Source organism: Roseixanthobacter pseudopolyaromaticivorans (assembly GCF_043195145.2).
In the GTDB taxonomy this organism is placed as follows: Bacteria; Pseudomonadota; Alphaproteobacteria; order Rhizobiales; family Xanthobacteraceae; genus NCEH01.
In genome coordinates, this window is the sequence record NZ_CM195539.1 from 803,434 (window position 1) to 830,001 (window position 26,568).

Annotated in this window: 21 protein-coding genes; 10 read left to right on the forward strand and 11 right to left on the reverse strand. The window is 66.1% G+C overall.

The annotated features are described in order from the left end of the window. Nucleotides 1-55: 55 nt before the first annotated feature. Nucleotides 56-2,944 (forward strand): autotransporter domain-containing protein, encoded by a 2,889-nt coding sequence (locus V5F68_RS03795; protein ID WP_509274659.1) that lies wholly within the window; start codon nucleotides 56-58, stop codon nucleotides 2,942-2,944. A 391-nt stretch (nucleotides 2,945-3,335) separates the two neighbouring features. Then, nucleotides 3,336-6,323 carry an autotransporter domain-containing protein gene (locus V5F68_RS03800; protein WP_509274660.1) on the forward strand — a complete coding sequence of 996 codons (2,988 nt, stop codon included), beginning with the start codon at nucleotides 3,336-3,338 and terminating at the stop codon, nucleotides 6,321-6,323. Nucleotides 6,324-6,375: 52 nt separating this feature from the next. On the opposite strand, the gene V5F68_RS03805 is transcribed toward V5F68_RS03800, so the two are convergent. Next, the gene (locus tag V5F68_RS03805; protein ID WP_394016260.1) at nucleotides 6,376-6,852 is read right to left on the reverse strand and encodes a DMT family transporter; all 477 of its coding nucleotides are present in this window, start codon (nucleotides 6,850-6,852) and stop codon (nucleotides 6,376-6,378) included. A 37-nt stretch (nucleotides 6,853-6,889) separates the two neighbouring features. Further along, nucleotides 6,890-7,909, reverse strand: a complete 1,020-nt coding sequence (locus tag V5F68_RS03810; RefSeq protein ID WP_394016259.1) for an RgsD C-terminal domain-containing protein — start codon at nucleotides 7,907-7,909, stop codon at nucleotides 6,890-6,892. A 216-nt stretch (nucleotides 7,910-8,125) separates the two neighbouring features. Here V5F68_RS03810 and V5F68_RS03815 point away from each other — a divergent pair, with 216 nt between their 5' ends. Beyond that, nucleotides 8,126-8,689, forward strand: a complete 564-nt coding sequence (locus V5F68_RS03815; protein WP_394016258.1) for a nitroreductase family protein — start codon at nucleotides 8,126-8,128, stop codon at nucleotides 8,687-8,689. Between the two features lie 41 nt (nucleotides 8,690-8,730). After that, the gene (locus tag V5F68_RS03820) at nucleotides 8,731-9,717 is read left to right on the forward strand and encodes a rhamnan synthesis F family protein (protein ID WP_394016257.1); all 987 of its coding nucleotides are present in this window, start codon (nucleotides 8,731-8,733) and stop codon (nucleotides 9,715-9,717) included. Between the two features lie 5 nt (nucleotides 9,718-9,722). On the opposite strand, the gene V5F68_RS03825 is transcribed toward V5F68_RS03820, so the two are convergent. The 8 genes from V5F68_RS03825 to V5F68_RS03860 all read right to left on the reverse strand — a co-directional run bounded on the left by V5F68_RS03825 (nucleotide 9,723) and on the right by V5F68_RS03860 (nucleotide 17,965). Further along, nucleotides 9,723-10,826: an alginate O-acetyltransferase AlgX-related protein gene (locus V5F68_RS03825; protein ID WP_394016256.1), complete on the reverse strand. Its 1,104-nt coding sequence runs from the start codon at nucleotides 10,824-10,826 to the stop codon at nucleotides 9,723-9,725. A gap of 4 nt (nucleotides 10,827-10,830) precedes the next feature. Continuing rightward, on the reverse strand, nucleotides 10,831-12,249 hold the full coding sequence (locus V5F68_RS03830; protein ID WP_394016255.1) for an MBOAT family O-acyltransferase: 1,419 nt from the start codon (nucleotides 12,247-12,249) through the stop codon (nucleotides 10,831-10,833). Between the two features lie 42 nt (nucleotides 12,250-12,291). After that, the gene (locus V5F68_RS03835; RefSeq protein ID WP_394016254.1) at nucleotides 12,292-13,074 is read right to left on the reverse strand and encodes an NAD kinase; all 783 of its coding nucleotides are present in this window, start codon (nucleotides 13,072-13,074) and stop codon (nucleotides 12,292-12,294) included. A 124-nt stretch (nucleotides 13,075-13,198) separates the two neighbouring features. After that, on the reverse strand, nucleotides 13,199-14,170 hold the full coding sequence (locus tag V5F68_RS03840; RefSeq protein ID WP_394016253.1) for an MBL fold metallo-hydrolase: 972 nt from the start codon (nucleotides 14,168-14,170) through the stop codon (nucleotides 13,199-13,201). A gap of 114 nt (nucleotides 14,171-14,284) precedes the next feature. Further along, nucleotides 14,285-15,298 (reverse strand): amino acid ABC transporter substrate-binding protein, encoded by a 1,014-nt coding sequence (locus V5F68_RS03845; RefSeq protein WP_394016252.1) that lies wholly within the window; start codon nucleotides 15,296-15,298, stop codon nucleotides 14,285-14,287. A gap of 89 nt (nucleotides 15,299-15,387) precedes the next feature. After that, on the reverse strand, nucleotides 15,388-15,951 hold the full coding sequence (locus V5F68_RS03850; RefSeq protein ID WP_348847197.1) for a L,D-transpeptidase: 564 nt from the start codon (nucleotides 15,949-15,951) through the stop codon (nucleotides 15,388-15,390). 520 nt (nucleotides 15,952-16,471) lie between these two features. After that, the gene (locus V5F68_RS03855) at nucleotides 16,472-16,909 is read right to left on the reverse strand and encodes a cupin domain-containing protein (protein WP_394016251.1); all 438 of its coding nucleotides are present in this window, start codon (nucleotides 16,907-16,909) and stop codon (nucleotides 16,472-16,474) included. Nucleotides 16,910-17,044: 135 nt separating this feature from the next. After that, nucleotides 17,045-17,965 (reverse strand): LysR family transcriptional regulator, encoded by a 921-nt coding sequence (locus tag V5F68_RS03860; protein WP_394016250.1) that lies wholly within the window; start codon nucleotides 17,963-17,965, stop codon nucleotides 17,045-17,047. A 105-nt stretch (nucleotides 17,966-18,070) separates the two neighbouring features. On the opposite strand from V5F68_RS03860, the gene V5F68_RS03865 reads away from it, so the two are divergent. The 6 genes from V5F68_RS03865 to V5F68_RS03890 all read left to right on the forward strand — a co-directional run bounded on the left by V5F68_RS03865 (nucleotide 18,071) and on the right by V5F68_RS03890 (nucleotide 24,719). Next, on the forward strand, nucleotides 18,071-18,871 hold the full coding sequence (locus tag V5F68_RS03865; RefSeq protein ID WP_394016249.1) for a hypothetical protein: 801 nt from the start codon (nucleotides 18,071-18,073) through the stop codon (nucleotides 18,869-18,871). Nucleotides 18,872-18,972: 101 nt separating this feature from the next. Further along, nucleotides 18,973-20,025: an SDR family oxidoreductase gene (locus V5F68_RS03870; RefSeq protein ID WP_394016248.1), complete on the forward strand. Its 1,053-nt coding sequence runs from the start codon at nucleotides 18,973-18,975 to the stop codon at nucleotides 20,023-20,025. Nucleotides 20,026-20,087: 62 nt separating this feature from the next. Beyond that, on the forward strand, nucleotides 20,088-21,101 hold the full coding sequence (locus tag V5F68_RS03875; protein ID WP_394016247.1) for a TRAP transporter substrate-binding protein: 1,014 nt from the start codon (nucleotides 20,088-20,090) through the stop codon (nucleotides 21,099-21,101). Continuing rightward, nucleotides 21,098-22,993 (forward strand): TRAP transporter large permease, encoded by a 1,896-nt coding sequence (locus V5F68_RS03880; RefSeq protein WP_394016246.1) that lies wholly within the window; start codon nucleotides 21,098-21,100, stop codon nucleotides 22,991-22,993. Before V5F68_RS03875 ends, V5F68_RS03880 begins: the two co-directional genes overlap by 4 nt. A 19-nt stretch (nucleotides 22,994-23,012) precedes the next feature. After that, nucleotides 23,013-23,786, forward strand: a complete 774-nt coding sequence (locus tag V5F68_RS03885; protein WP_394016245.1) for an SDR family NAD(P)-dependent oxidoreductase — start codon at nucleotides 23,013-23,015, stop codon at nucleotides 23,784-23,786. Nucleotides 23,787-23,822: 36 nt separating this feature from the next. Beyond that, entirely contained in the window at nucleotides 23,823-24,719 is an 897-nt protein-coding gene (locus V5F68_RS03890) for an SDR family NAD(P)-dependent oxidoreductase (protein ID WP_394016244.1), read from the forward strand. A 176-nt stretch (nucleotides 24,720-24,895) separates the two neighbouring features. On the opposite strand, the gene ilvA is transcribed toward V5F68_RS03890, so the two are convergent. Further along, entirely contained in the window at nucleotides 24,896-26,413 is a 1,518-nt protein-coding gene (ilvA, locus tag V5F68_RS03895) for a threonine ammonia-lyase, biosynthetic (protein ID WP_509274702.1), read from the reverse strand. Nucleotides 26,414-26,568: the final 155 nt, after the last annotated feature.

A 26,568-nucleotide genomic window follows, 5' to 3' on the forward strand; every position in this document is an offset into this window, starting at 1 on the left:
TTCGTCGTGGACTCGGCTGTTGTACAATAGCGTCGCCATTCTAGTTCCTACGGTGATGGCTAGCGGATCCGCCTTCGGGGGCGCGGACCTGGACTATATCAACCTGGTCTATCCGGTTGCTGAGGCGAATTTCACTGGCATCCGCGGCGCCAATATTGTCGGCAACTATCTCATTCCCAACGGCGGTGGCGCTTCGGGCGGCATTCTCTACCGCACGGATACGCAGACGTGGGTTCCGATCCCCACATCCACCGCGAACGGCGTCAATTATCCCGGTGTCTATACCGCCCTGCCGTACGGCCCCACCTTCGGTTCGCCCGATGGCGTATTCCGCGTCGTAGGCTCCTACAAAACGACCGCGTCATCGGGAAATGTCGGCTATCTCTTCGACGCCGCCGCCGCCCCCGCCGCGCAATATACCAACATTGTTTATCCCTCCGCGACTGGCGCGACGGTGGCGAACACCATTCCGCACAGCCAGTTCGGCAATAATATCGTGGGGAATTACGACACCACGCAAGGCGGCGCCGGCGCCTTCATCTATAATGCCGTGAGCAAATCCTATACGCCATTGTCCGGCCCGGGCGCCGTGGTCACCACCGCCTATGGCATCTATGGCGACAAGGTCACCGGCGGCTACACCGATACGCTCGGGCTGAACGCCGAGCACGGATACCTTTACGACATCAAGACCAATACCTTCACCACTTACGATCATCCCGGCGCCATCACGACCCATTTCCAGGGCGTGACGGGCGGCGGGCGGCACGGGGAATACAATCTCGCCGCCGACTGGATGGACGCCCAGGGCGGCGCCCACGCCGCCATCCTGCACATCAACGCCGATGGCTCGACGCAATGGACCGAGCTCGACGTCCCCGGCTCTACCACCACCTCGATCGACTCCATCTATGCCGGCAATGCCGTGGGCTTCTATCTCGGCGCGGATGGCATGATGAATTACTTCGTCACCGTGCCGGGAGTCTATAATCCGATCCGGAACACGGGGGCGCTGACCGTATCTCAGGCCGGTGGGACAGGTGTTTCGGGCATCAGCGGCGACGATATCGTCAACGATGGATCGATCCTCGTTTCGGGCGCGAACGCCATCGGCATCAAGGCGGATACCTATGGGGTGGTCACCAATAACGGCGCCGTCACCGTGACGGGCGCGGGCGCCAGCGGTGTTCAGCTGAACGGCCTCGATGGCACGCTGCTGAATGTCGGGCGCATCACCGCAGGCCCAGGGGCGAACGCCATTACCGCCGGCGCCGACGCTTCCGGGACCATGGTGGTCAATACTGGGGTGATCGACGGGCGTGTGGTGTTCAACGCGGGTCCCCAGGCACGCTTTGAAAACAGCGGGTGGCTCGGCATCAGCAGCGCCGGTGCGGGCATCGCTCATCAGATGAGTGGCGTGTTCGTCCAGACCGCGGCCGGCACCCTCGCGCTGCGGGTGGATGGCGCCTCCGCCGACCGGCTGGACGTGATCGGTGCGGCGCGGCTCGGGGGCACGCTCGCCGCCGCTTTCGCCGGCACCGGCGGTCTGCAGAAGAGTTATACCGTCCTTACCGCGAGTGACGGCGCAACCGGCTCCTTCGCGAACCTGGACACATCGGGTCTGCCCACCTTCTTCTCCGCTGGTCTTGCCTATGGCACCAATGCGGTCACGCTCAACGTGTCCTCGGCAATGGCACTACAGCCCGGCCTCACCGTCAACGAGCGGGCTGCGGGCGCGGGCATCGACCGGGCGCTCAACGGCGCGCTGGGCTCCGCCCTCGGGACGCTGCCCACGGGTCTGCTGCCGCTCTATAATCTCACCGCGAGCCAGCTCCCCGCAGCGCTGAAGGGTCTTTCGGGCGAGGCCTATGCGAGCGAGCAGTCGGTGCTGATCGGGGACGGCATCTATGGGCGGGAGGCGATCCTCGGCCGGTTGCGTCAAAGCGCTTATGCCGGTCAGGCCGGGGCGATGGGTGCGCTTGCCTATGGCGGGCCGGCGGCCCTGTCCTATGCGGGGCCGGAAGCGGCCGCTGCGCAGCCCGCGCCCACGACCGCGCTCGGCGCGCTGGCCTATGCCACCAAGGCCCCGGCCGCAGCCCCGGCGCCCAGCGCCGGGCCCACGACCATCTGGGCCCAGGGCTTCGGCGGCTGGACCAATCTCGACGGCAACGGCAATGCCTCCAGCGTGAGCGAAAGCATCGGCGGCGTCGTGTCCGGTGCGGACATCCGCGCCGGCGACTGGCGTCTCGGCGCGGCGCTGGGCTATTCCCAGTCCAACGCCAATGTGAATGCGGTGGCCAGCTCCACCGAGGTCAACAGCATGCTGCTGGCGCTCTATGCCGGCACCAGCGCGGGCCCGTGGAACCTGCGCCTCGGGGCGAGCTATGCGTTCAACCAGATCGATGCGACGCGCACCGTCGCGCTGCCGGGTGTGGTTCAGCAGGCCACGGCCCAATATGACGGCGGCACCGCGCAGGTGTTCGGCGAGGTTGGCTACGGCTTCGCGGTCCAGCAGGTGGCGCTGGAACCGTTCGCGGGCCTGGCCTGGGTGCAGCTCAACACCGACAGCTTCGCCGAGAGCGGGCTCGTGGCGCCGCTGTCCGGGGCGTCCGCCTCGGCCGGCGTGGGCTATTCCTCGCTGGGCCTGCGGGCGGCAACCTCGATTGCGCTGTCCAACGGCATGGTGCTGGCGCCCCACGCCTCGGCGGCGTGGCAATATGCGTTCGGCGATGTCGACCCGACGGCGCAGCTGGCGTTCCGTGGCCTGACGGGCTCGACCTTCACGGTTGGCGGCGTGCCGCTGGCGCAGAACACCGCTCTCCTGGAAGTGGGCGCGGATCTCAACCTGTCCGCCCAGGCGCGCGTGGGCCTGTCCTATGTGGGCCAGTTCGCCGACGGCGTCACCACCAACGCCTTCCAGGCCAATCTCGCCTGGAGGTTCTGAAGCGGCTTCCTGCGCCGGCGCGTTCGCCGCCGGCGCAGAGCGAGGCATGCCATCACCTGCTGGCGGCTCTGCGCCTTTTTGGGCGGCTTTTCTCTCCTTGCCGCAGGCGGCGGATGGGCAGCCGCCGCATGCGGTGCAGCGCGTATCGCAGCGATTTCCACCGACGCCTTCGACGGTAAAGCGCACGCATCTGCACGCTGATCCGCCGGGGCGGAGGTACAGATACGTCGTCATCACTGTCCTATTCTCGCGGATATGTGCTTTAAATATCACGCGGCGCGGCGTTTTACCTTTCAGGCGGGTTAGTCCCCGAAATTCAACATATCCGGCTAGATTTCGGATGCTGCTCTGTTAGGTCTTTAGGAAATTACGTGCGCTCTGGTGGGTTTTCATGAAAAAGACGAATAAACGAATCCATCTTCTTTCTTCTTGCGCCTATTTTGCCGCTGCCGGCGCGGCGGTCTGCACGCTTGGCGCAGGGGCGCACGCCCAGCCGCCGGCGCCCGTACCCACCCCCTACACGACGCTGAATTACGGCACCACCGGCACCTTCCTGACCGGCATTCGCGGCAATACGATCGTCGGCAATTATGTGGTGCCCGGCACCACGGCCACCGGCGGGCTGGCGTACAACACGGTCACCGGCCAATGGTCGGCCATGCCGGTCGCCACCGCGAACGGCGTGAACTATCCCGGCGCCATCGGCTCCTCGCCCTATGGGCCGAGCTTCGGCAACCCGGGCGGCGTGCTGCGCACCGTGGGCAGCTATATCACCGCCGCCTCTTCGCCCTACGATTTGAGCTATCTCTACGACGCCGCGGCCGCGCCGGGCCAGCAACTGACGGGGCTGGCCTATCCCAGCGCGCCCGGAAACCAGACCCTCTTCACCATCGCCCACAGCACGTTCGGCAATCAGGTGGTGGGCGATTACGACACCCGCCTCGCGACCGGCAATGCGATGATCTACACGATCTCCACCGGCACCTATACCACCAACAACAAGCCGGGTGCGGCCAGCACCACCGCCTACGGCGTCTATGGCAACATGATCGCCGGTGGCTATTTCGATGTGCCGGGCGGCGGCATCGGGGCCGAGCACGGCTATCTCTACAATCAAACCACCGGCACCTGGGCGAGCTACGACCATCCGGGCGCCGTGATCACGCATCTGGAAGGTATCACCGGCGCCGGGCGCTCCGGCGAATACAATATGGTGGCCGACTGGGTGACGGTGGACGGCGTCGTGCATGCCGGCGTGTTGCACGTGGATGCACTGGGCATTCCCACCTGGTACGAGATCAATATTCCGGGCGCCTCGCTGGTGTCGTCCAACTCCGCTTATGGCGACACGGTGGTAGGCATCTATCTGACGCCCGGTTCCACCACGCCCAATGGCTATGTCGCCACCATCGCGGGCATCTACAATCCCATCCGTAACACGGGGACGCTGACCTCCAGCGCCGACAATACCGCCGTCCTGTCGGGAAGCATCGGTGACGACATCGTCAACAGCGGAACCGTCAAGGTGAGCGGCAATGGCGGCATCGGCATGCGCGGCGAGACCTACGGGGTCTTGACCAATACCGGCACCATCACCTCCAGCGGCATCGCGGGGGCGGCGGTCGATCTGCACGGCCTCTATGGCACCTTCCTGAATTACGGCACCTTGCAGACAACCATCGAGTCCGACGCGGTGCGGAGCGGCCCCGACGCCACTGGCACCGTCATCGTCAATATGGGCATCATCGACGGCCGCATCGCCGCGACGGCGGGGCTGGACAAGAGGTTCGAGAACAGCGGCTGGCTCGGCGTCAGCGGCACCGGGCCGTCGATCACCCATCTGTTCGGCGGCACCTTCGTGCAGACCTCGGCCGGCACGCTCTCCTTGCGGGTCACGCCGGGCAGCAACGACTTCTTCGGCATAGCCGGCGTCGCGCGGCTCGCCGGCACACTGGAGGTTCCCTTCGTGACCTCGACGCTGTCGAACAGCTATACCTTGCTGGCCGCCACCGAAGGGACGACGGGCGCCTTCGAGACGCTGACGACGCCCGGGCTCCCCACCTACGTGAGCGCGGCGCTGGCCTATTCCGGCACCAACGTGGCGTTGAACCTGACCTCGCAGATGGCGCGGCAGGCCGGCCTCACGGCCAACCAGTCCGCTGTCGGCGGCGCGGTGGACCGCAGCTTCAACAGCGGTGCACTCGCGACCACCTCAAACGTCGGCGCGTCGTCGCTCAACAGCCTCTACAGCCTGAGCGCGAGCCAGCTCCCCGCAGCGCTGAAGGGTCTTTCGGGCGAGGCCTATGCGAGCGAGCAGTCGGTGCTGATCGGGGACGGCATCTATGGGCGGGAGGCGATCCTCGGCCGGTTGCGTCAAAGCGCTTATGCCGGTCAGGCCGGGGCGATGGGTGCGCTTGCCTATGGCGGGCCGGCGGCCCTGTCCTATGCGGGGCCGGAAGCGGCCGCTGCGCAGCCCGCGCCCACGACCGCGCTCGGCGCGCTGGCCTATGCCACCAAGGCCCCGGCCGCAGCCCCGGCGCCCAGCGCCGGGCCCACGACCATCTGGGCCCAGGGCTTCGGCGGCTGGACCAATCTCGACGGCAACGGCAATGCCTCCAGCGTGAGCGAAAGCATCGGCGGCGTCGTGTCCGGTGCGGACATCCGCGCCGGCGACTGGCGTCTCGGCGCGGCGCTGGGCTATTCCCAGTCCAACGCCAATGTGAATGCGGTGGCCAGCTCCACCGAGGTCAACAGCATGCTGCTGGCGCTCTATGCCGGCACCAGCGCGGGCCCGTGGAACCTGCGCCTCGGGGCGAGCTATGCGTTCAACCAGATCGATGCGACGCGCACCGTCGCGCTGCCGGGTGTGGTTCAGCAGGCCACGGCCCAATATGACGGCGGCACCGCGCAGGTGTTCGGCGAGGTTGGCTACGGCTTCGCGGTCCAGCAGGTGGCGCTGGAACCGTTCGCGGGCCTGGCCTGGGTGCAGCTCAACACCGACAGCTTCGCCGAGAGCGGGCTCGTGGCGCCGCTGTCCGGGGCGTCCGCCTCGGCCGGCGTGGGCTATTCCTCGCTGGGCCTGCGGGCGGCAACCTCGATTGCGCTGTCCAACGGCATGGTGCTGGCGCCCCACGCCTCGGCGGCGTGGCAATATGCGTTCGGCGATGTCGACCCGACGGCGCAGCTGGCGTTCCGTGGCCTGACGGGCTCGACCTTCACGGTTGGCGGCGTGCCGCTGGCGCAGAACACCGCTCTCCTGGAAGTGGGCGCGGATCTCAACCTGTCCGCCCAGGCGCGCGTGGGCCTGTCTTATGTGGGCCAGTTCGCCGACGGCGTCACCACCAACGCCTTCCAGGCCAATCTCGCCTGGAGGTTCTGAAGCGGCTTCCTGCGCCGGCGCGTTCGCCGCCGGCGCAGGAAGCCGGGACGGGTCAGGAATTGCGCAGGGCGCTGAGCAGCCGGTCGCCAAACAGCATGAACACCACGCCCGCCATGATGATGAGGGCGCCGACCACCTTCACCGGGGTCAGCTTGCGCTCGATCAGCCCCACCATGCCGTAATGGTCGAGCAGCAGGGATGAGATGAGCTGCCCGCAGATCACCAGCGCCAGCAGGCTCGCCAGCCCGATCTTGGGCACCAGATAGATCGAGCCGATGATGAAGGCGGCACCGAGGAACCCGCCGCACAATTTCCACAGCGGCTGGTTCGGAAGTGCGGCCAGCGCCGTGGGAATGCCGCCTTGCGCCAAGGCGACCACGGTGAGGAACACCGTGCCCACCAGGAACGAGAACAGGGCGGCGAGAATGGTGTTGTGGCCGAAGGCCTGGGCGAGCTGGTTGTTGATGGGCGCCTGGAGCGAGATGCACGCGCCGATGATGAAGGCGGCCGCCAGATAAAGGGTCGTCACATTCTGGCTCCTGGTACCGCGGAAAGGCGCGGGGATCTCATTTGTTGATGACCTCGACCTCGCGGTCCTTGCCCGCCTCCACCTTGAAGTCGCGGCTGATGACCTTGCCGTCGTTGCGGGCAATCGCGGTGTAGTCGCCCTCGCTGAGGATCACGGTGGGCAGGGCGCCGATCGATTCCTTGATGGTATCGCCGCCCGGTGTCACCACCGACCATTGGGTGTTGGCCTGGGCGTCTCCGCCTTTCTCGGCCACCAGCTTCAGCACGATCTGCGCCGCGCGGTGGTGGAAGGTGGCGTCCGTCAGCTTGCCGGCCTGTACGTTGACGTCCGCGCGCACCACCGCATTGGCGTCCCCATAGGTGGAAACCACGTGATAGGTCCCCTCCGGCAACAGCACCACGTCGCCGGCATTGGCGCCGCGATAATAAGGCTGGGTGGAGGTGCGGCCCTGCAGGAACGAGCCCTCGTAAATATCGAAGGTCAGCTTCTGGCCGGGGATAATCTTGCTCTCGACGTCGGCCTGCAGCCGCAGGCCCCCCGATGGGAGCACGAATTGTTCGCGCCGGGCGACCGCCCCCACCTGCAGCCGCTGGGCGGCGGTGGAGAATCCGTAGGTGACATGAATGATGTAGCCGCCGGGGCTGAGGAAGAACACCGGGGCGGGCTCGGTGCTTTCCGCCACCAGCGGAAAGGCGCCGGAGGCTTCGGCCGTGTCGGCGAACACGCGCCACATCAGCCCGTGGGGAATGGCGGGCCCGTCGGCACTGAAGCGGGCGAATACGCCGACCGTGGTCTTGCCCGCCGGTGCGGCCGGCAGCACCGCATGCGGCTCACGCCCGGCGGCCTGGCCCTGGGGCGTGGTGCGCAAGCCGGGATTGGCGCCGAGCGGCGGCGGGGCGGAAAACGCATCGATCGGCGGCGGCGCGGGGGAGGCGCCGGCGAAAGGCATGGCCTGGCCGAAAGCCGCGCCATTCGCCAGCGCGGCAGCCATCAGCGGAAGCAGGAACGGGAGCAGCCGGTTCCACCAGGGGCGGGCGGCTTCGATCTTTCGACGCATGGTTCTGACGTGCATCGAAACCGCGGCGGTTTCAAGTCACCGCAACGGCATTGGCCCCGTCCGCGCACCGGTGGGGCGCATCGGGAGCGCTATGTCGCTTTTGGCACCCGCGCCCGGCGTGATAAGGCAGGCGCGGAAAACGCGGGCGTGGCCCTGCCTCGCCCCTTGAGCGTGGCGAGCGCTGGGATGCGCCGTGCGATTGCTTGAAGGCTTGCCATGTCCGACATTCTTGACGTGCTCCGCACCCGCCGTTCCACCCGCGTTCTTGATTTCGCCGAGCCCGGCCCCTCGCCGGAGCATCTGCACGAGATGCTGACCATCGCCGCCCGCGTGCCGGACCATGGCAAGCTCGTGCCCTGGCGTTTCATCCTGCTGGAAGGCGAAGGGCGGGCCCGCGCCGGGGCTGTGCTCGCCGACGTGCTGACTCAGGTGGATCCGCAGGCTGCCCCCCGCCGGGTGGAGGAGGAGCGCAATCGCTTCCTGCGGGCGCCCGTGGTCGTGGCCGTGGTGTCGAGTGCCGCGACCCACGTGAAGATCCCGGAAATCGAGCAGGTGCTTTCTTCCGCCGCCGTGGTGGAAAACCTTCTGATCGCCGCGACCGCGCTCGGCTATGGGGTGACCTGGCTCACCGAATGGCCCGCCTACGAGCCCAAGGCCCGCGCGGCCCTTGGCCTTGCCGAGCATGAGCGCATCACCGGCTTCGTCTATATCGGCACTGCGACGCAGAAGCTGGAGGATCGCCCGCGGCCGAACCTCGACGAGATCGTGACTCGCTTCTGAGCGGGGGCGCCACACAGGATAGGCGCCAGGGAGAGCAGGCGATGGTGTCGGTCAAGGCGCGCATGGAGGCCTCCAAGCAATTGCTGATCGCGGCTCTGAATGTGAGCGCGCGGGCCAATCCCGTGCGCCGCATTCGCAAGGCGCTGCGGCTCCTGTCCACCGCCCCCGGCGCGCCGGTGCAGGAGGATCGCGACGTGCTGGGCCCCGCGTTCCGCGCCGTCCGCCTGCCGGCGCGCTCGCTCTCCGGCGGCCCGGTGTGCCTCATGGTCACGGCGGCGTCAGACGGGCGGCCGTTCGGCCATACCCTTCGCCTGTGCGCGGACCTGCGGGCGAGCGGCATGCAGGTGGTGCTGATCATCGCCACCGACCGTCCGGATCTGGACTGCCTCGATCCCGGCGCAGAGGTCGCCGACGCGGTGGTGACGCGGGAAAACCACGGCTATGATTTCGCCGCCTGGGCTGCTGCGCTGCGCTATCTGCCCGAGGTATGGACCTCGCCCGAGGTGCTGTTCGCCAACGACAGCGTCTATCATTCCACCCCGGCCCTTGCGGCGACGGTGGAGCGCATGCGCGCAAGCCCGGCGGATGTGGTCGCATTGACGCAGAGCGCGGAACTGGCCCCGCATTTTCAGAGCTATCTGTTCCTCTACAAGGCGTCCGCGCTCGCCCATCCCGCCGCCCGCGCGTTCTGGGGCGAGGTGCGCTCGCTCGGCGACAAGCTCCAGATCATCCGCGACTATGAGGTCGCGCAGCGCTCGGTTCTGGAGGGCGCGGGTCTTGGCGTGGAGATCCTGTTTCCGGGCACGCCCGGCGCGCAGGGGGAAAACCAGCTGCACCAGGGCTGGCGCGATCTGATCGCCGCCGGCTTCCCGTTCGTGAAGGTGCAGCTGCTGCGCGACAATCCCTATGGCGTGGACCTCGCCGGCTGGCGCGCCTTTCTCGACCGGGCGGATTTCGACGTTGGCGAAATCGCCTTCCATCTCGGCGCCGGGCGCGACGGCGCGGCAGCCCTGCTGGAAATGCGCTAGGGTGCTTAGCCCGGCGGCATGTCGATGGGCTGACCGCGACAGGGCAGCGAGCGTTCCGTCACCATGTAGATCACTAGATCAGGCTTGAAGCGCTCCACCGCCGGCCATTCGAACTTGCAGGCGCTATGGTGCATCCAGGCGAAGCGGCTCGTCACCCGCTCCAGCAGGCGTGGCCAGAAATGCTGCGAGAAGGAATCGCCGATCACGAGGACGCTCGGGCCGCTATGGCCGGTCGCGTAGGCGTAGGGGCGGAATGTGTCGTGCGGGCCGTGGTCGGGCATGATGCCGGTGATCGGTGTCAGCTCCGGCTTCGGGTTCGAGGCGATTTCGGCGTAGTCCTGGTCGGCGGTCTCGCTCGCCTCGCCGAGATAGCGAGCGAGATCCCCGGACGGTGCCGCCTGCAGCGGGCCGATGGCGGTCTGCGGCGCGATTTCGAGCTCTGGCCGCCCGGCCGCCGCCATCACCGCATTGAAGGCGAGCACCGAGCTCCGCTGGTTCCAATGGGTGTCGGTGCGGCGGAAGATCGGCCCCTGCGCCTTGGCGGCGATCAGCACCGGCCGCAGGTCAACATGGGGAATTGCGTGCGCGGCCATCTGCGTGTCGAGATAGTCGAGTTCGGTCGGGTGGGTCATCTGCCCGCGCGCCCAGGCCGGAAGTTTCTCCGGCAGCACGGTTGCGGCATTTGGCGCCGAGGCGACCACGAGTTCGGCGCCCCGCGCCTTCAGCAGCGTGTCGAGGCGCGCGAGCACGTCAACGAGGTCGCCCATGGGCTTGGCGCGGAACAGGCGGCCGAGGGACTGTTCCAGCGTCTGCTCGCCGGTGAAGAACATCTGTCCGCCTTCCCCCAGCAGCACCGGGCGCTCGCGGGTGGACTTCATGGCGCGCAGATAGCTCGCGTTGCCCGCCATTACGAGGCCGCGAAAGCCGTAGCGGCCGTTGATGAAGGGGTCGAGCCGCTCGGTGGCATGCACCCACCAGCGTTCCTGTGGCGTCGTCATGAGGCGCACCGGGCCGGGCAGGTCGGGCAAGACCAGCCCGAGCGTCGGCAGCGCGAGCACCGCCATGAAAAAGAAGCACCACCACCGGCGGTAGGCGAGCAGAAGAGGCATGCCGCTAGAACCGGAAATAGAGGAAGGGACTGTAATTGGACGCCCCCACCGTGATGAACGAGAGCACGAACAGCGCCAGCATGATGAGGCTGTCGCACGCGCCATAGACGCGCTGGCGCATGTTCGGCGCAAGCGGGCCGGCGGGCAAGGTCGGCAGGCCCCACATGGCCAGCGGCCAGGCGAGGATCATGACCGCGACGGTCAGCGGCTGCAGCGCCACCAGCAGGCCCGGCGCCAGCGGCCCGAAGCCGTTGAGGCCCACGAGTCCGGCGAACACGTCCACGGCCTGCGGCAGGCTGAGCGCCCGGAACCACACCCAGCCGAACAGCACCACGAGCAGCACATAGAGATGGCTCAGCACCTTGGGGCCGGCGGCGAGCGCCTTGCCGAAGCGGGTGCGCTCCAGCACCAGGAAGGCGCCGTGGTGCGCGCCCCAAATCACGAAGGTCCAGCTCGCCCCGTGCCAAAGGCCGCAGAGCAGGAACACGGTCCACAGATTGAGCGCGGTGTGCAGGTGGCCGTGCCGGTTGCCGCCGAGCGGGATGTAGACATAGTCGCGGAACCAGCTGGACAGGCTCATATGCCATTTGCGCCAGAAATCGGTGATCGACAGCGCGCCATAGGGCAGGCGGAAATTGCGCGGGAACTTCAGCCCCATGGCGAGCGCGAGGCCAATGGCCATGTTGGAATAGCCGCCGAAGTCGAAATAGATCTGCAGCGCATAGGCGAGCACGCCGATCCAGGCGGTGAAGAAGTTCGGCGCGGTGGTCTGGTCGAACACCATGGTGGCGAGCGGGGCCACCTCGTCGGCGATCAGCACCTTCCAGGACAGGCCGATCACGAAGATGCGCAGGCCCGCCGAGATCCGGCCCACCGTGGTGCGCCGCGCGCGGATGCGGTGCGCGATTGTGGAATAGCGCACGATCGGCCCCGCCACGAGCTGCGGGAACATGGTGATGTAGACCGCGATCTCCTCAAGCCGGCCATTGGCGCGCGCGCGGCCGCGATACACGTCCACGAGATAGGAGATGGCGTGGAAGGTGAAGAAGGAGATGCCAAGGGGCAAAGCGAGATGCACCACCGGCACCGACACCCCGAGCGGTTCGAGCAGCACGTTCAGGTTCTCGGCCAGGAACCCGGCATATTTGAAAACGATCAGGCCGGCGAGATTGAGCGCAACTGCGAGCGCCAGCATGGGCAGCCGCTTGCCCGGCGGGCGCGCGCCCAGCACCTGCGCCAGAGCGAAATTGCCCAGCATGGACGCGGCGAGCACGAGCAGGTTGAACAGGCCGCCCCAGGCATAGAACACCAGGGAGAAGGCGAGCAGCACGAAGTTCTTCGCCCGAACGCCGGGGGTCGCGAAATAGCAGACCAGGAAGGCCGGGAGAAAATAATAGAGGAATGTAACGGAGGAAAAGACCATTTCACTCGGTTCTCGGGCCTCGCGCCGGCGCGCTGGTCAAGGTCAGTAGACGAATTGCTCGCGCAGGATGCGTTCGTCCAGGCTGTGGTCGGGATCGAACAGCATGTCCATGGAGGATGCCCGGTCGAGCCGCGCGGAGACGCTGACGACATCGCGCACCTCATAATGGTCCGCCACCGCGCTGACCGGACGCTTTTCCGGTTCGAGCACCGAGATGTCGATGCGCGCCTTGTCCGGCACCAGCGCGCCGCGCCAGCGGCGGGGGCGGAAAGGCGAGATGGGCGTGATGGCGAGCAAAGCGGTGCTGAGCGGCAGGATCGGACCATGGGCGGAAAGATTGTAGGCCGTGGACCCGGCGGGCGTCGCGACGATCATGCCGTCGCAGATCAGCTCCTCCAGCCGCACCTTGCCGTCGATGGAAACGCGCAGCTTCGCCGCCTGATAGGTCTGGCGCAGCAGGGCGACTTCATTGATGGCGGGTGCCTGGTGGCGCGTGCCCGCGCGGTCCACCGCCTCCATGATCAGGGGATGGATCACCACATGCTGGGCGGCGGCGAGCCGCTCCGGCAGCGCGTCCTCGCGATAGGTGTTCATCAGGAAGCCGACGGAGCCGCGGTGCATGCCGTAGATCGGCACGCCCCGGTCGCGGAAAGCATGCATGGTCTGGAGCATCAGCCCGTCGCCGCCGAGCGCGACGATCACGTCCGCATCGGCTTCCGCGACATCGCCGTAGCGCTGGATGAGCCGCGTGCGGGCGGCCTGGGCCTCGGTGGTGTCGCTGGCCACGAAGGCGATCTTTTCGAGGCGTCGGCTGGGCTCGCTCATGCGGACGGTCGCGCGGCGACCCCTTCTTCCGGTGCCGGCACAGCACCCGCGCCTTTCGTATCGGTCTGCGCCGCGCTTGTCGAGGCGGGCGGCGCGCGCCCCGCCTCCGTTCCCTTCACAAGCTTCAGAGCACCGGACTCCATGCCACAGGTACGTAACGGAAGCGATCGCCGTCCTTCTCCAGATGGGCGGCGGCGGGGAAGGGGAAGTGATAACCGGCCACCATCAGCCGGTCCGCCACGACCATGTCGTAGACGCGGCGGCGGGTCTGCTCCGCCTTCGCCGGGTCCATGTCGTACATGACGTGCCAGGTGGGATTGCGCAGGAACAGGGACGGGATGTTGGTCACGTCCGACTGGACGAACAGCCGCCCCGTGCCAGAGGCCAGCACATAGGAGGTGTGCCCCGGCGTGTGGCCGGCGGTCTCCACGCTGGTGAGGCCGGGCAGGATCTCCTTGTCCCAGCCATATGGCTCCGGCGCCGCGCCGAGACCACCGAACACCCGCCGCACGTTCTGGAACGCGCCTTTCATGGCCTCGGGCGCGCGGCTCATTTGGGCATCATCGGTCCAAAAGGCCCATTCGGCCTGCGGCACCATCACCTGGGCGGAAGGGAAGGCGGGCTTGCCGTCGGCGCCGAGCAGGCCGTTGATATGGTCGCCGTGGAAATGGGAGATCACTACCGTGTCGATCGACTTGGGGTCCACGCCGGCGGCTTTCAGATTGGCCTGAAGCTGGCCGACGGTGCCCTGGGCCGGGCCGTTTCCGGTGTCGATGAGGATCAGCTTCGACCCGGTGTTCACCAGCAGCGCGGTGAAGGGGATGGTGATCTGGTCCTGGGCCAGGAACGCGTCCTTCAGGGCGGCATTCACCGCGTCGCGGGGCTGGTTGCGCACGAAGGTGTCTGACAGCGGGCCGGTGCGCGCGCCGTCGCTGACGGCGGTCACCTCAAAGCTGCCGACCTTGTAGCGATAGGCGCTCGGCACCTGGGCGGTGGCCATGGGGGCACCGGCGCGGACCGGCGAAATCCCGGAAAGGCCAGCGGCCGCGGAGGCTGCTGCGGTGGCGAGCAAGGCGCGGCGGGAAAGAGCAGGCATGGGAATCTCCATCAGGTCCGATGGAGACTAGGAGCCGGGATATGTCTGGTCGATGACGCAACGGCACTCCGCCGCTCACGTTTCAGCGAACGGCGGAGCGTTGTTGGGGGAGGCTCAGCGCACGGGCGGGGCGTATTGGATGCCGCCGGTGCTCCAGAGCTGGTTGATGCCGCGCGGGATGCCGAGCTTGGAGCCGGCGCCGACGTTGCGTTCAAACACTTCGCCGTAATTGCCGACCGCCTTCACGATGCGCACCGCGAAGTCCTTGGTGAGGCCGATCTGCTCGCCATAATTGCCGTCAGTGCCGACGAGGCGCTTCACGTCCGGCTTCTCGGACTTCAGGGCCTGATCGAGATTGCCGCTGTTCACGCCCAGTTCCTCGGCGTTCAGCATGGCGTAATGGGTCCACTTGACCACATTGAACCACTGGTCGTCGCCCTGGCGCACCACGGGGCCGAGCGGCTCCTTGGAGATCACGTCGGGCAGCACAATATGGTCGCCGGGCTTGGCCATCACGAGACGCAACGAATAGAGCTGCGACACGTCCGTGGTGATGGTGTCGCACTTGCCGCTGTCATAAGCCTTCACGACTTCGTCGGAGGAGGGCAGGGAGATCAGCTCGAGCTTCATGTTGTTGGCGGCGAAATAATCCGTCGCATAGCCGGCGCCGGTGGTTCCCGCCTGGACGCAGACCTTGGAATTGTCCAGTTCCAGGGCCGAGGTGATCTTGCGCGCCGAGCGCACCATGAAGCCCTGGCCGTCATAATAGGTGATGGGGCCGAACAGCAGGCCGAGTTCGCCTTCGCGCTGCAGGGTCCAGGTGGAATTGCGCGAGAGCACGTCCACCTTGCCGTCCTTCAGCGCGGCGAAGCGCTCTTCGGCGTTCAGCGGCACGAACTTCACCTTGGAGGGGTCGTTCAACACCGCTGCGGCGATGCCGCGGCACAGATCCACGTCGAAACCGGTCCACTTGCCGGAGGAATCCGGATTGGAGAAGCCGGGCAGGCCGCGGCTGACGCCGCACACCAGCTCGCCGCGATCTTTGACCGCCTTGAGCGTCTGCGCGCTCGCGCCGTGCGCCGACAGCGCCACGACGGCGCCGGTCAGCAACGCCAGGAGTGTCTTCATGAATCCCGCCCCATTGAGGTGATTGGAAGGAAGAAGGGGCCGCCGCGGATGCGGCGGCCGTTGCCACGGCACCGGGCGGTGCCGCCGTATCAGAGCGTGACCGCCTGCCGCACGATGACCTTCGTGCCCACCGGCACGCGCGTGTAGAGGTCGATGATCTCGCTGTTCACCAGGCGGAAGCAGCCGGACGAAACCGCATAGCCGATGGTCTCAGGCTGGTTGGTGCCGTGGATGCGGTAGACCGTGCCGCCGAGATAGAGCGCGCGTGCGCCCATGGGGTTGCCGGGACCGCCGGCCATGAAGCGCGGCAGATAGGGCTGGCGCTGGATCATCTCGGCCGGGGGCGTCCAATCGGGCCATTCGGCCTTGCGGACGACCGTGACGAGGCCCTTCCAGGTGAAGCCGTCGCGGCCGACGCCGATGCCGTAGCGCAGCGCGCGGTTGTTGCCTTCCACCAGATACAGGAATTTGTCGTCGGTGCTGATGATGATGGTGCCCGGCGCCTCGGTGGTGCGGAAATAGACCGGCTGGCGCTTGTAGGCCGGGTCCATGTCCACCTCGTCGTCCGCGGGCGGGACGAGGCCGGGCTGGTCGCCGATATCGAGCGTGGCGCCCGGAACGCCGCGCTGCGGCACCGGCGTTGACTGCGCCATGGCATAGGAACCGAACGCGAAGGCACCGACCTGAAGCAGGGCGGTCAGCGCCAGGGTCTTGAACAGTTTGGGCATCATGCCGGCCTCTTTCTTCGCGCCCCCAAAGGAGCTTCGCGGACAGAGACTGGCAAACCAGGGTTAAGATTGCGCTTTCGGCCCATGTGCCGCACGCAAAGCCCCACGCTGCCGCTCTCTCCGTTTCCCTCCCGCGTGCCGCAAGGCGGCACACCCCACGCTTCGATTAGCTGAGCTTGCGGGGGAGGAAAAGTGAAAAAGCTTGACCTATCTTCCGTTCACGCCTGTGTGCACGCGCCCGGAGGTGCCGCCGGCAGACCCTTCTGCCCGGTTGCGCCGCAGTTGCACGCACCGGTCAGATGCATCCTTTTTAAGCCGGCCCAAACGGGAAATTTCCAACCATGATCGCCGGTTGGGCGGCGGGGAGACCTCCATGCAGGCCTCGGCCGGCTCACAAGTGGCGTTAAACCGCTACCGCCGCTCTCCCTGTGGAATCCCCTAAGCGCTACGCGGCCTTCGCCCGCTTGATTCGCTCCGGCAATGGCAGGGCCGGGTTTGAACTGTCGAGGAACTCCACCGTGGTGAATATGAGGTTCGTCGAACCTATGTTCTCAAGGTCGTGCAGCATGAACTCGCCGGCGCCGTAGGTCATGTGCTTGGTGTCCCCGGCCCGATAGGATGCTTCCGCCGTAGACCCGTCGCCGAAATGCGAACGGGCTCGGCCCTCGGTCAGCACCGTCCAAAAATAGTCCAGCACGTGGCGATGGAACGGAACCCGCTCTCCCGGCGTCAGCCTCAGCGACCATACGCGCACCCGCTCGCTCTCCGAGACCAGGATCTGGCCGACGCATCCGTTCAAGGTATTCGTGCCGAGTTCATCGCGGATCGCTTCCGGCCAGTCCGGCGCCGGCCGCAGCTCGGTGTGCTGATTGAAGATCTTCATAGGCCGCGTCCTTTTCTTGCGTTTCCTCGCTCCGGCCGTCTCGCGGCGGGTTGCGCGTGGCTCCATTAGGGAGCGCGGAAAGGACGGTGCAACGGGAGTCGTGACAACAATCTGTTGCCTCCCCCGCAACGCTGATCATGACGCAGCGGCGGCCTTGCCTGTCGATTTCGCGGAAAGGCGCTGCTTGTAGAAGTCGATGAAGGATCTCACCTTCGGCGGAACCTGTTCGCGGCTGTGGTGGAGCGCGTAAATCGGCGTCGGCTTGTCCGGCGCGTAGGTATCCAGGAGCACGACGAGGCGGCCGGCCGCGACATCGTCCCGCACCCGCAGATCGGTGGCGCGACCGATCCCCACCCCCGCCAGCAGAGCGGCATAATGCGCATCGCCGTTGTTGACGACGAAATTGCCTTTCACCCTCACGTTCTGCACGCCCTGCTCGCCGCGGAACGCCCATTCGTTGCTCGAGCTGCCAAGGCCGCTGAGCAGCAGGCAATTATGCGCGCCTAGGTCCTCCGGACAGAGCGGCGTGCCGTGCGCGGCGAGATAGCTCGGCGCGGCGCAGATGAGCCGCCGGCTCTCCGCCACCTTGTGGGAGATCAGGGACGAGTCAGGTTGTGACCCGAAGGCGATGATGACATCGAAATCCTGCATGGAATGGGACGGCTCGTCGCTGACGACGAGGTTGAGTGTCAGTTCGGAATAGGTTGCCAGGAATTCCCGCGTCAGCGGCAGGATCACATGCAGCCCGATCATGACCGGGCTCACCACCTTGAGGATGCCGCGCGGGTCGCGCTGGAAGGTCATTGCCGCCTGCTCGGCCTTCTCGATCTCTTTCAGAGCCTGCCGGCTGTGGGTGAGATAGGCCTGTCCCGGCTCGGTGAGGTTAAGCTGGCGGGTGGTGCGATTGAGGAGCCGCACGCCCAGCCGGCGTTCCAATTGCTCCAGGCGCCGGCAGACGCCGGAGCGCGTCATCTCCAGGGCGCCCGCGCCGGCGCTCAGGCTGCCGCCATCCACGACCGCAACAAAGACTTCCATGTCGCTGCTGGTCCGCACCATCGTTGATCCCACTCGAACGCTGTGTTGCTGAAATGCCTATATTCGCCGATTGCATCCGGACGTAAACCCGGTCCGGCAGTTGGATAGTCTGGGTGTGCCGCGACGATGCGTGACCTCTTCTGGCTTGGCATCGCCGCCAAGCTCATCGCGAGCGCCGCGGTCGTCGTCCTGGCCTCCCTGGTCGCCGAGGCCACCGGTCCGCTGGGCGCGGCGATGATCGCCTCCCTTCCCATCACGGCTGGTCCGTCCTACGTCCTGCTGGCCATGGACCACGACAGCGCCTTCGTGGCCGCCACCGCGCTCGCCGGTCTCGCCGGCCTGCCGGCCACCGCACCCTTCATCGTTGTCTATGCCACGCTCGCCCGCCCCGCCGGCCTCTGCGGCAGTCTTCTGGCGGCGCTCGCCGCATGGGCAGGCACCGCCCTGCTGTTGCGGCAGGTGGAATGGACGCTGCCGGGCGCCCTTGCCATGAATACCGGCGCCTTTCTGCTCGGGGCTTTGCTCAGCCGGCACCTGTCGAGGGCGCGAAGCAGCAGCGGGGCCGCCCGCAGGTGGTGGGAGATTCCGGTCCGCGCCACCCTGGTGGCGGGGCTAGTGGGCACGGTGCTGGTGATCGGTCGCGTGCTGGGACCCTCCGCGGCGGGGCTCGCCACCGTCTTCCCGCTGACCATGAGCAGTCTTGTCCTGATCCTGCATCCACGGCTCGGCTGGCAGGTCAGCGCTGCCATGCTCGTGAAGTCGCAGCTGGGCCTTGTCGGCTTCGGCTTCGCGCTGGCGCTCGTCACGCGGGCCGCGCCGGTTTTCGGTGCGGCGGTGGGGCTTGCTTTGGGTCTATGCGCGAGCGTCGCGTGGAACCTGACACTGCTGATCCTCGCCCATCGCGAGCGCGCGAAAATCGCTGCGTAAGCTCAACACTGTGTTGCGTGAAGTTGGATTGTAAGCGGCCCCGTCCGCCGCCAAAAACATTGGGAGAACTCCGCTGACGGAGCGCAGATGATGGACGCAGGATGAAACGTCGAACCGGGCTGATCCTGGGCGGTACCGGCATCACGGGCCGGGCGCTCGCGGCGCATCTGTCGACCTTGCCCGATTGGGATGTCGTCTCGGTCTCGCGGGGCGGCAAGGGCGATCTGCCGAACGTACGCTACGTCACCGCCGACCTGAGCGATCCCGCCGCGTGCCGCAGCGCTTTCCGACAGATTCCCGACGTCACCCATGTTTTCTACACGGCGCTCGCCAACGCACCGACGTTTCTCCAGCAATGCCCGCCGAACGCAGCGATGTTCAAGGTCGCGCTCGATGCCATCGTCGAGACCGCGGATCAGCTGGAGCACGTGTGCCTGGTCCAGGGGACGAAATATTACGGCCAACATCTTGGCCCGTTCAAGAATCCGGCCCGCGAATCCGATCCGCGCCACATCCCGCCGAACTTCTATTACGACCAGCAGGATGCTCTCGTCCGCGCCGCCGAAGCGAAGCCCTGGTCCTGGTCCTGTGTCCGGCCCCACCTGGTGTGCGGGTTCGCGCTCGGCAATCCGCTCAATATCATCTCGGTACTCGGGGTCTATGCGACGCTCTCGCGCGAACTCGGCCTGCCGTTGCGGTTTCCCGGCAAGCCGGGCGCTTTCGCTTCGATTTCACAGACCACGGACGCGGGCCTGCTTGCTCGCGCCATGACGTGGATGGCGACGGACCCGGCCTGCGCCAACCAAGCCTTCAACATCACCAACGGGGACTATTTCCGCTACCAGAATCTCTGGCCCCGCCTCGCTGCCCATTTTGGAATGGAGCCGGGGCCGGTCCAGACCATCGACCTGCCGGCGTTCATGGCTGACAAAGCGCCGCTCTGGGACAGCATCGTCAGCCGGCATGGATTGCTGCCCACCCGCTTTCAGGACGTGGCCGACTGGACCTTTGCCGCCTACACGTTCGGCGTCGATTGGGACGTGATGTCGAGCACCACAAAGTCCCGCCAGTTCGGCTTCGTAGACGCCATCGATACTGAGGACATGATCCTCCGGCACATGGACGAACTTCGCGCCCGACGGATCATTCCCTAGCACCAAAAGATACGGTGCCCGGCAGAAGTCCGGGCGCTCAACAAATATAATGGGAGGAACAAATGAATAATTTAACGCGACGCGCATTCACCACTGCCGCCATCGGGGCGGTAACGACATTCTCAATATTGCGGCGGCCGGCCAGCGCGGCGGAATTCACCTATAAATTCGCCAGCAATCTGGCTGAAAACCATCCCATGAACGTGCGGCTCAAGGCCGCTTTCGACGCGATCCGCACCGAGACCAACGGGCGGCTTTCCATCGAGATGTTCGCCAACAGCCAGCTCGGCGGGGATCTGGAGGTGCTCTCGCAACTGCGCTCGGGTGCGGTGGAATTCTACGAGATGGCCGGCGCCCAGCTCTCCTCGCTGGTGCCGCTCGCAACGCTGAACGGCGTTGGCTTCGCCTTCAACAACATCGACGATGTCTGGAAGGCGATGGACGGCGATGTGGGCACGCTGGTGAAGCGCGCCATCAACAAGGCCAATCTGTTCGTCTGCGACAAGATGTTTGACAACGGCTTCCGCCAGATCACCTCGAGTGAGAAGCCGGTCAGGTCGCCGGACGACCTGAAGGGCCTGACCATGCGCGTGCCGCAGAGCGCGCTTTCGACGTCGCTGTTCAAGGCGTTCGGCGCATCGCCGCAGGGGATAAATTTCGGCGAGACCTATACCGCGCTCCAGACCCATCTCGTGGCGGCGCAGGAAAATCCGCTCGCCCTGATCGATTCCGCGAAGTTCTACGAAGTCCAGAAATACGTCTCCATGACCAACCATATGTGGGACGGCCTTTGGATCATCGGAAATGTCGATACCTGGAAGGCACTGCCGGACGACGTGAAGGCGATCACCGCGCGCCATATCAACGATGCCGCCATCGCCGAGCGCAGCGACGTTGCCAACCTCAATGAAAGCATCGTCACCAAGCTCAAGAACGCGGGCATGACCTTCATCGAGCCCGACCGCGCGGCATTCCGCCAGGTACTTTCCAGCACCAGCTTCTATCCCGACTGGAAAAAGCGCTACGGCGACGAAGCCTGGGCGACGCTGGAGAAGTATACCGGAAAGCTCGGATGACGATGATCGCCGCCGAGGAAGATATCACCGGGGAAGCCGCCATGGTGGGCCGCAGCGCCTATCAGATCGCGGCCCTCAGGCTTGAGAATGGCATCGGCCTCGTGGTCGATGTCGTCGCCGCGACGCTTGTGCTGGTTGAAGTCGCAATCCTGACCACGACGGTGTTCTGCCGCTACGTGCTCAACCAGCCGGTCACTTGGAGCGACGAGGTTGCTTCTTTGGTCTTCCTGTGGCTGGGGATGCTGGGATCGGTCGGAGCCATCCGGCGGGGCGAGCACATGCGCCTCGCCTTGTTCCTGGGCGGGTTAAAACCTTCGACGCGCGCCGTGGTCGATCTTATGGCCACCGTCTGCGTCGCAACCTTCCTGGCGATGCTGGTGATGCCGACCTTGCGGCTGGTCGAGCAGGATTACGCCATCCTGTCGGCGGATCTCGGCATACCCGCCGCCTATGGTGTTGCCGCCGTCGCGACCAGCGTCGCGCTGATGCTCCTCGTCACCGTGCTGCGCACCGCCGGCACGATCGCGCTGCCGAGGTTCGCCGCGGCGGTCGCAGCCACTTTGCTGCTGGTCGCCATGCTGCTGTCGGTGAAACCGCTGCTGATCGGCCTCGGCACTTACAATCTGCTGATTTTCTTCCTGGTCGGCGTCACGGTCTTCATCGCCATCGGCGTTCCCATCGCCTTTTCGTTCGGGTTGGCGACTTTGCTGTACATGGTGTTCTGCACCCGCCTGCCGTCGTCCGTCATCGTCGGACGGATGCACGAGGGCATGTCGAGCATCATCCTGCTGACCATTCCGCTCTTCATCTTCCTCGGGCTGCTGCTGGAGTGCACCGGCCTTGCCAAGCGCATGGTGGATTTCCTCGCCTTGCTGTTCGGGCGGTTCCGGGGCGGGCTCGGCTACGTCTTGCTGATGGCGATGTATCTCGTCTCAGGCATATCCGGAGCCAAGGCCGCCGACATGGCGGCGGTGGGACCGGTGCTGATCCCGGAAATGAAGCGCCGGGGCGCCCCCGAGGGGGACCTCGTGGCGCTCCTCGCGACCTCCGCCGCGATGGCGGAAACAATTCCGCCGAGCCTCGTGCTCATCATCATCGGCTCAGTCACCGGCGTGTCCATCTCGGCCTTGTTCTCGGGCGGGCTCCTGCCGGCTGCGCTGGCGGCGCTCATGCTTGCCATCGCGGTTTATGTCCGGTTCGGGCAGGACACGGGCGACGCCGCGCCGCGGCTTGACCCGCGCACCGTCGGCTGGGCTCTGCTCGGCGCGCTGCCGGGACTGGTTCTGCCGTTTCTGATCCGGGCGGCCGTTCTCGAAGGCATCGCGACGGCGACGGAGGTGGCGACCATCGGCATCGTTTACATCGTCATCGTCTCGCTTGTGATTTATCGCCACTTTCCGCTGGCGCGCGTGGTCCGCGCCCTGGTCGCTACGGCGTCCATGTCAGGGGCCATCCTGCTAATCATCGCGCTCGCCGGCGCCATGTCGTGGGCGCTCACGCAATCGGGCTTCTCGCGGCAATTGGTGGCGTTCCTCATCCACCTGCCGGGCGGGGCGGCCGGCTTCCTCGCGGTCTCGATCCTGCTGTTCATCGTGCTCGGCAGCGCGCTGGAAGGCATCCCGGCCATCGTGCTGTTCGGCCCGCTGCTGTTTCCCGCTGCCCGGGCGATCGGCATCAACGAGGTGCATTATGCGATGGTGGTGCTGCTTTCCATGGGGTTCGGCCTGTTCGCGCCGCCGTTCGGCTACGGCTACTACACCGCCTGCGCCATCGCGCGGGTCTCACCCGACAAGGCGATGAAGAACATGATCCCCTATCTCGGCGCGCTGGCCATCGCCATCGCGCTGGTGGCGGCGTTCCCCTGGATCAGCACCTGCTTCCTCGGCAAATGAGCTTTCGCGCAGGATCATCATGACCCATCCTCAGGACACACGCATCGTGGTCACCGGCGCGGGCTCCGGCATCGGCCGCGAGACCGCTCGCCTGTTCGCCCGCGGCGGCGCGTGCGTGGCGGTTCTCGACGCGAACGCGACGCAGGCGGAGCAGGTTCGCCGCGAGATCGCCGAGGCGGGCGGCACGGCGCGCGCCTATGGCGTCGATGTCCGTGATGCTGTGGCGGTGGCCGGCGCCTTCGACGATGTCGCCGATGCCTGGGGTGGCCTCGACACGCTGGTCTGTGCCGCGGGCATATTGCGAAGCGGCGGCCTCGCGACCATGGATCTCGATACCTGGGACTTGGTGCAAGACGTCAACGTCAAGGGCACGCTGATCTGCTGTCAGCAGGCAGTGCGGCTGATGACGGGGGCGGTGTCGCCGAGACGCCGGAAGATCGCCATCATCGCCTCGGCCTCGGCGTTCGCGCCCAAGGTTGGGCTCGGCGCCTATGCGACCTCGAAGCTGGCCGTGGTGCAGATCGTTCGGGTGCTCGCGGCCGAGCTGGCCGGCGACGGCATCAATGTGAATGCCGTCGCGCCGGGAACCATCGCGACGCCGATGATCGCGGATCATCTTTCCGGACCAGACGCGAGCGGCTTCAAGCTCTATGGCGCCGCCCCGGTCGGCCGCATGGGCCAGCCGCAGGACGTTGCCGAAGCGATCGCCTTCCTGTGCGCGCCGGAAGCGGATTTCGTGACCGGGGCTGTGCTGTCGGTCGATGGGGGCACGACCGCTGTTTTTTCAGCATGACGGGATGCCGAAACAAGCCTCGGTGGTCCGGCATTGGTGAGCGGTCCGCACCACAGTGTTCACCTCCGCCAGCATTTATCCAGCTGCGGCGGTTCAATAGAGATCAACGGAAGTGGCGGGGCGCATCGCGCAGCCGAACGCCCGCGCTCCGCGTCGAAAGGGCATGAGGACATCATCATGGACGGCCAGAGAACCATCATCGTCACCGGATCGGGACGCGGCATCGGCCGCACCGTGGCGCAAGCTTTCGCCCGCCAGGGCGACGCCGTCGTGGTTGCCGATCTTGTCGAGGAACGCGCCCAGGAGACGGTCGATCTCATCCGCGCGGGCGGCGGTGCCGGCGAGGCGGTCCGGGTGGACGTGCGCACCGAAGCCTCGGTCGCCGAAATGGTCGCGCGCGCCTTTGCGTTCGGGGGACGCATCGACGTTCTGGTCAATGGGGCAGGGGGCTATGGGCAGGCGTTCCGGGCCACCCACGAGACCCCGGAGGAAGAATGGGATTTGGTCCTCGAGTCGAACCTCAAGGGGAGTTTCCTGTGCGCCAAACACGTCATCCCGCACATGATCGCGCAGGGATGCGGCCGCATCATCAATTTCTCGTCCAATGCCGGCCGAAGCACCAGTCCTTTGCTTGGCGCGTCCTATACCGCTGCGAAGGCCGGTGTGTTCGGGCTGAGCCGGCATCTGGCGATTGAGTATGCCTCGAAAGGAATATTGGTGAATACCATCGCGCCGGGTCCGGTGAACGGCGACCGGGTCGGCGATCTGCTGCCGAGCGAGGGCAAGCGGGATTCTCTGGCGACGCAGATTCCCTTAGGGCGCCTGGCCGAGTTCGAGGACATTAGCGACGTTGTGCTGTTCATGGCCTCGGATGCGTCCCGCTTCATGACCGGTGCGATCTTGGACGTGAACGGCGGATACGTCCTGGCCTGAATATGGAAGTGCTGGATGACTCCCCCAAGCTCGTGAAACCCGGGGGAGTCTTCTGTAACTTTACCGTTCTTTGCCCATCAGTCCTTTTGCTTCACAAGAACTCAAAGGCGGCCGCGCCCGGGGAAGCCTGAGCCCAGCGATGCCGGGCTTTCTTGACTCGCGTGCGCGCTAATTTCCTACCCGGCGAGGAACTGGCGATAGGCAGGATTGGCGGTTTCATTCCAATAGGGATAGCCGAGAGTTTCCAGCCATTGCGCAAAACGCGCCAGCGTGTCCGGCGGCACCTGGATTCCGGCGAGAACGCGGCCGTGGTCGGCGCCGTGATTGCGATAATGGAACAGCGAGATGTTCCATTCCGGCGCGAGGCTCTCCAGGAAGCGGGAGAGCGCGCCCGGTCGCTCGGGGAATTCGAAACGATAGATCAGCTCATTGTCCAGCCCTGGCACGCGGCCGCCCACCATGTAGCGGACATGGACCTTCGCCATCTCATTCTCGCTGAGGTCAATCACCTCGTAGTCGGCGTCGCGGAGGAGGGCGATGACCTCCTGCTTTTCCTTCTCGCCGTGCACAAGGCCGATGCCGACGAAGATGCGGGCCGGTGCACCCGCGCCGGCGAAGCGATAATTGAACTCTGTGATGGAGCGCGTGCCGAGCGCCCTGATGAACTGCCGGTAGCTGCCCGGCTTTTCCGGAATGGTGACGGCCAGGAGCGCTTCGCGATGCTCGCCCACTTCCGCCCGCTCGGCGATGGTCCGCAGGCGGTCGAAATTGAGGTTGGCGCCGCTGTTGATGGCAATCAGGCTGCCCGTGCGCACCCCGTCACGCTCCACATACGCCTTGAGACCCGCGAGGCTCAGCGCGCCCGAGGGCTCGGCAATCATCCGCGTATCGTCGAATATGTCCTTGATGGCGGCGCAGATCGCGTCGGTGTCGGCGGTGACCACCTCGTCGAGGAATTCCCGGCAGAGGCGGAAGGTCTCCCGCCCGACCTGGCGCACCGCGACGCCATCGGCGAACAGGCCCACCTGGTCGAGCATGACCAGTTCACCGGCGGCGAGCGCCGCGCTCATGCTGGCCGCATCGGTCGGCTCGACGCCGATGACCTTGGTGGACGGGCTCAGGAACTTCACGAAGGCCGCAACGCCGGCAGCGAGCCCGCCGCCGCCGATCGGCACGAAGATCGCCTCGATGGGATCGGGGTGCTGGCGCAGAATCTCCATGCCCAGCGTTCCCTGGCCGGCGATCACGTCGGGGTCGTCGAACGGATGGATGAAGGTCAAGTGGCGCTCGGCCTGGATTTCCCGGGCTTTCAGTTGTGCTTCATCGAAGGCATCCCCGTGCAGCACCACGGTGCCGCCGAGCCGTTTCACCGCTTCGATCTTGATGGTCGGCGTCGTCCGCGGCATCACGATGATCGCATCAACGCCAAGCTTCTTGGCCGCCAGCGCGACGCCTTGCGCATGGTTGCCCGCGGACGCGCAAATCACGCCTCGGTCCAGGACCTCGCGCGGCAGTCTCACAAGCTTGTTGTAGGCGCCACGCAGCTTGAATGAGAAAACCGGCTGTAGATCCTCGCGTTTGAGATGGACCTGGGCGCCGAGCCGCTCGGAGAGGCGCGGCATCGGATCGAGCGGGCTTTCTATGGCGACGTCATAGACGCGGGCGGACAGGATACGCTGGACGTAATCGTTCATGGACACTGAGGAAGGCTCCATCGCAGGCAGCACAGCGTGCACCACGCGCGCCGGCCTTATAAGGACTGCCGACGATCTTGGCCAGCTTCGCATCTCCTCGGCGCGGCACGTGATGCCTGCTTGGGACGGTCACCTGGCTTGCACCAGAGGGCGCT

Excerpts from the sequence above, each read along its gene's own strand:
- V5F68_RS03795 (WP_509274659.1), top strand. The coding sequence starts at position 56 with ATGGCTAGCGGATCCGCCTTCGGGGGCGCGGACCTGGACTATATCAAC.
- V5F68_RS03800 (WP_509274660.1), top strand. The coding sequence starts at position 3,336 with ATGAAAAAGACGAATAAACGAATCCATCTTCTTTCTTCTTGCGCCTAT.
- V5F68_RS03810 (WP_394016259.1), bottom strand. The coding sequence starts at position 7,909 with ATGCGTCGAAAGATCGAAGCCGCCCGCCCCTGGTGGAACCGGCTGCTC.
- V5F68_RS03815 (WP_394016258.1), top strand. The coding sequence starts at position 8,126 with ATGTCCGACATTCTTGACGTGCTCCGCACCCGCCGTTCCACCCGCGTT.
- V5F68_RS03820 (WP_394016257.1), top strand. The coding sequence starts at position 8,731 with ATGGTGTCGGTCAAGGCGCGCATGGAGGCCTCCAAGCAATTGCTGATC.
- V5F68_RS03825 (WP_394016256.1), bottom strand. The coding sequence starts at position 10,826 with ATGCCTCTTCTGCTCGCCTACCGCCGGTGGTGGTGCTTCTTTTTCATG.
- V5F68_RS03830 (WP_394016255.1), bottom strand. The coding sequence starts at position 12,249 with ATGGTCTTTTCCTCCGTTACATTCCTCTATTATTTTCTCCCGGCCTTC.
- V5F68_RS03835 (WP_394016254.1), bottom strand. The coding sequence starts at position 13,074 with ATGAGCGAGCCCAGCCGACGCCTCGAAAAGATCGCCTTCGTGGCCAGC.
- V5F68_RS03840 (WP_394016253.1), bottom strand. The coding sequence starts at position 14,170 with ATGCCTGCTCTTTCCCGCCGCGCCTTGCTCGCCACCGCAGCAGCCTCC.
- V5F68_RS03845 (WP_394016252.1), bottom strand. The coding sequence starts at position 15,298 with ATGAAGACACTCCTGGCGTTGCTGACCGGCGCCGTCGTGGCGCTGTCG.
- V5F68_RS03850 (WP_348847197.1), bottom strand. The coding sequence starts at position 15,951 with ATGGCGCAGTCAACGCCGGTGCCGCAGCGCGGCGTTCCGGGCGCCACG.
- V5F68_RS03855 (WP_394016251.1), bottom strand. The coding sequence starts at position 16,909 with ATGAAGATCTTCAATCAGCACACCGAGCTGCGGCCGGCGCCGGACTGG.
- V5F68_RS03860 (WP_394016250.1), bottom strand. The coding sequence starts at position 17,965 with ATGGTGCGGACCAGCAGCGACATGGAAGTCTTTGTTGCGGTCGTGGAT.
- V5F68_RS03865 (WP_394016249.1), top strand. The coding sequence starts at position 18,071 with ATGCGTGACCTCTTCTGGCTTGGCATCGCCGCCAAGCTCATCGCGAGC.
- V5F68_RS03870 (WP_394016248.1), top strand. The coding sequence starts at position 18,973 with ATGAAACGTCGAACCGGGCTGATCCTGGGCGGTACCGGCATCACGGGC.
- V5F68_RS03875 (WP_394016247.1), top strand. The coding sequence starts at position 20,088 with ATGAATAATTTAACGCGACGCGCATTCACCACTGCCGCCATCGGGGCG.
- V5F68_RS03880 (WP_394016246.1), top strand. The coding sequence starts at position 21,098 with ATGACGATGATCGCCGCCGAGGAAGATATCACCGGGGAAGCCGCCATG.
- V5F68_RS03885 (WP_394016245.1), top strand. The coding sequence starts at position 23,013 with ATGACCCATCCTCAGGACACACGCATCGTGGTCACCGGCGCGGGCTCC.
- ilvA (WP_509274702.1), bottom strand. The coding sequence starts at position 26,413 with ATGAACGATTACGTCCAGCGTATCCTGTCCGCCCGCGTCTATGACGTC.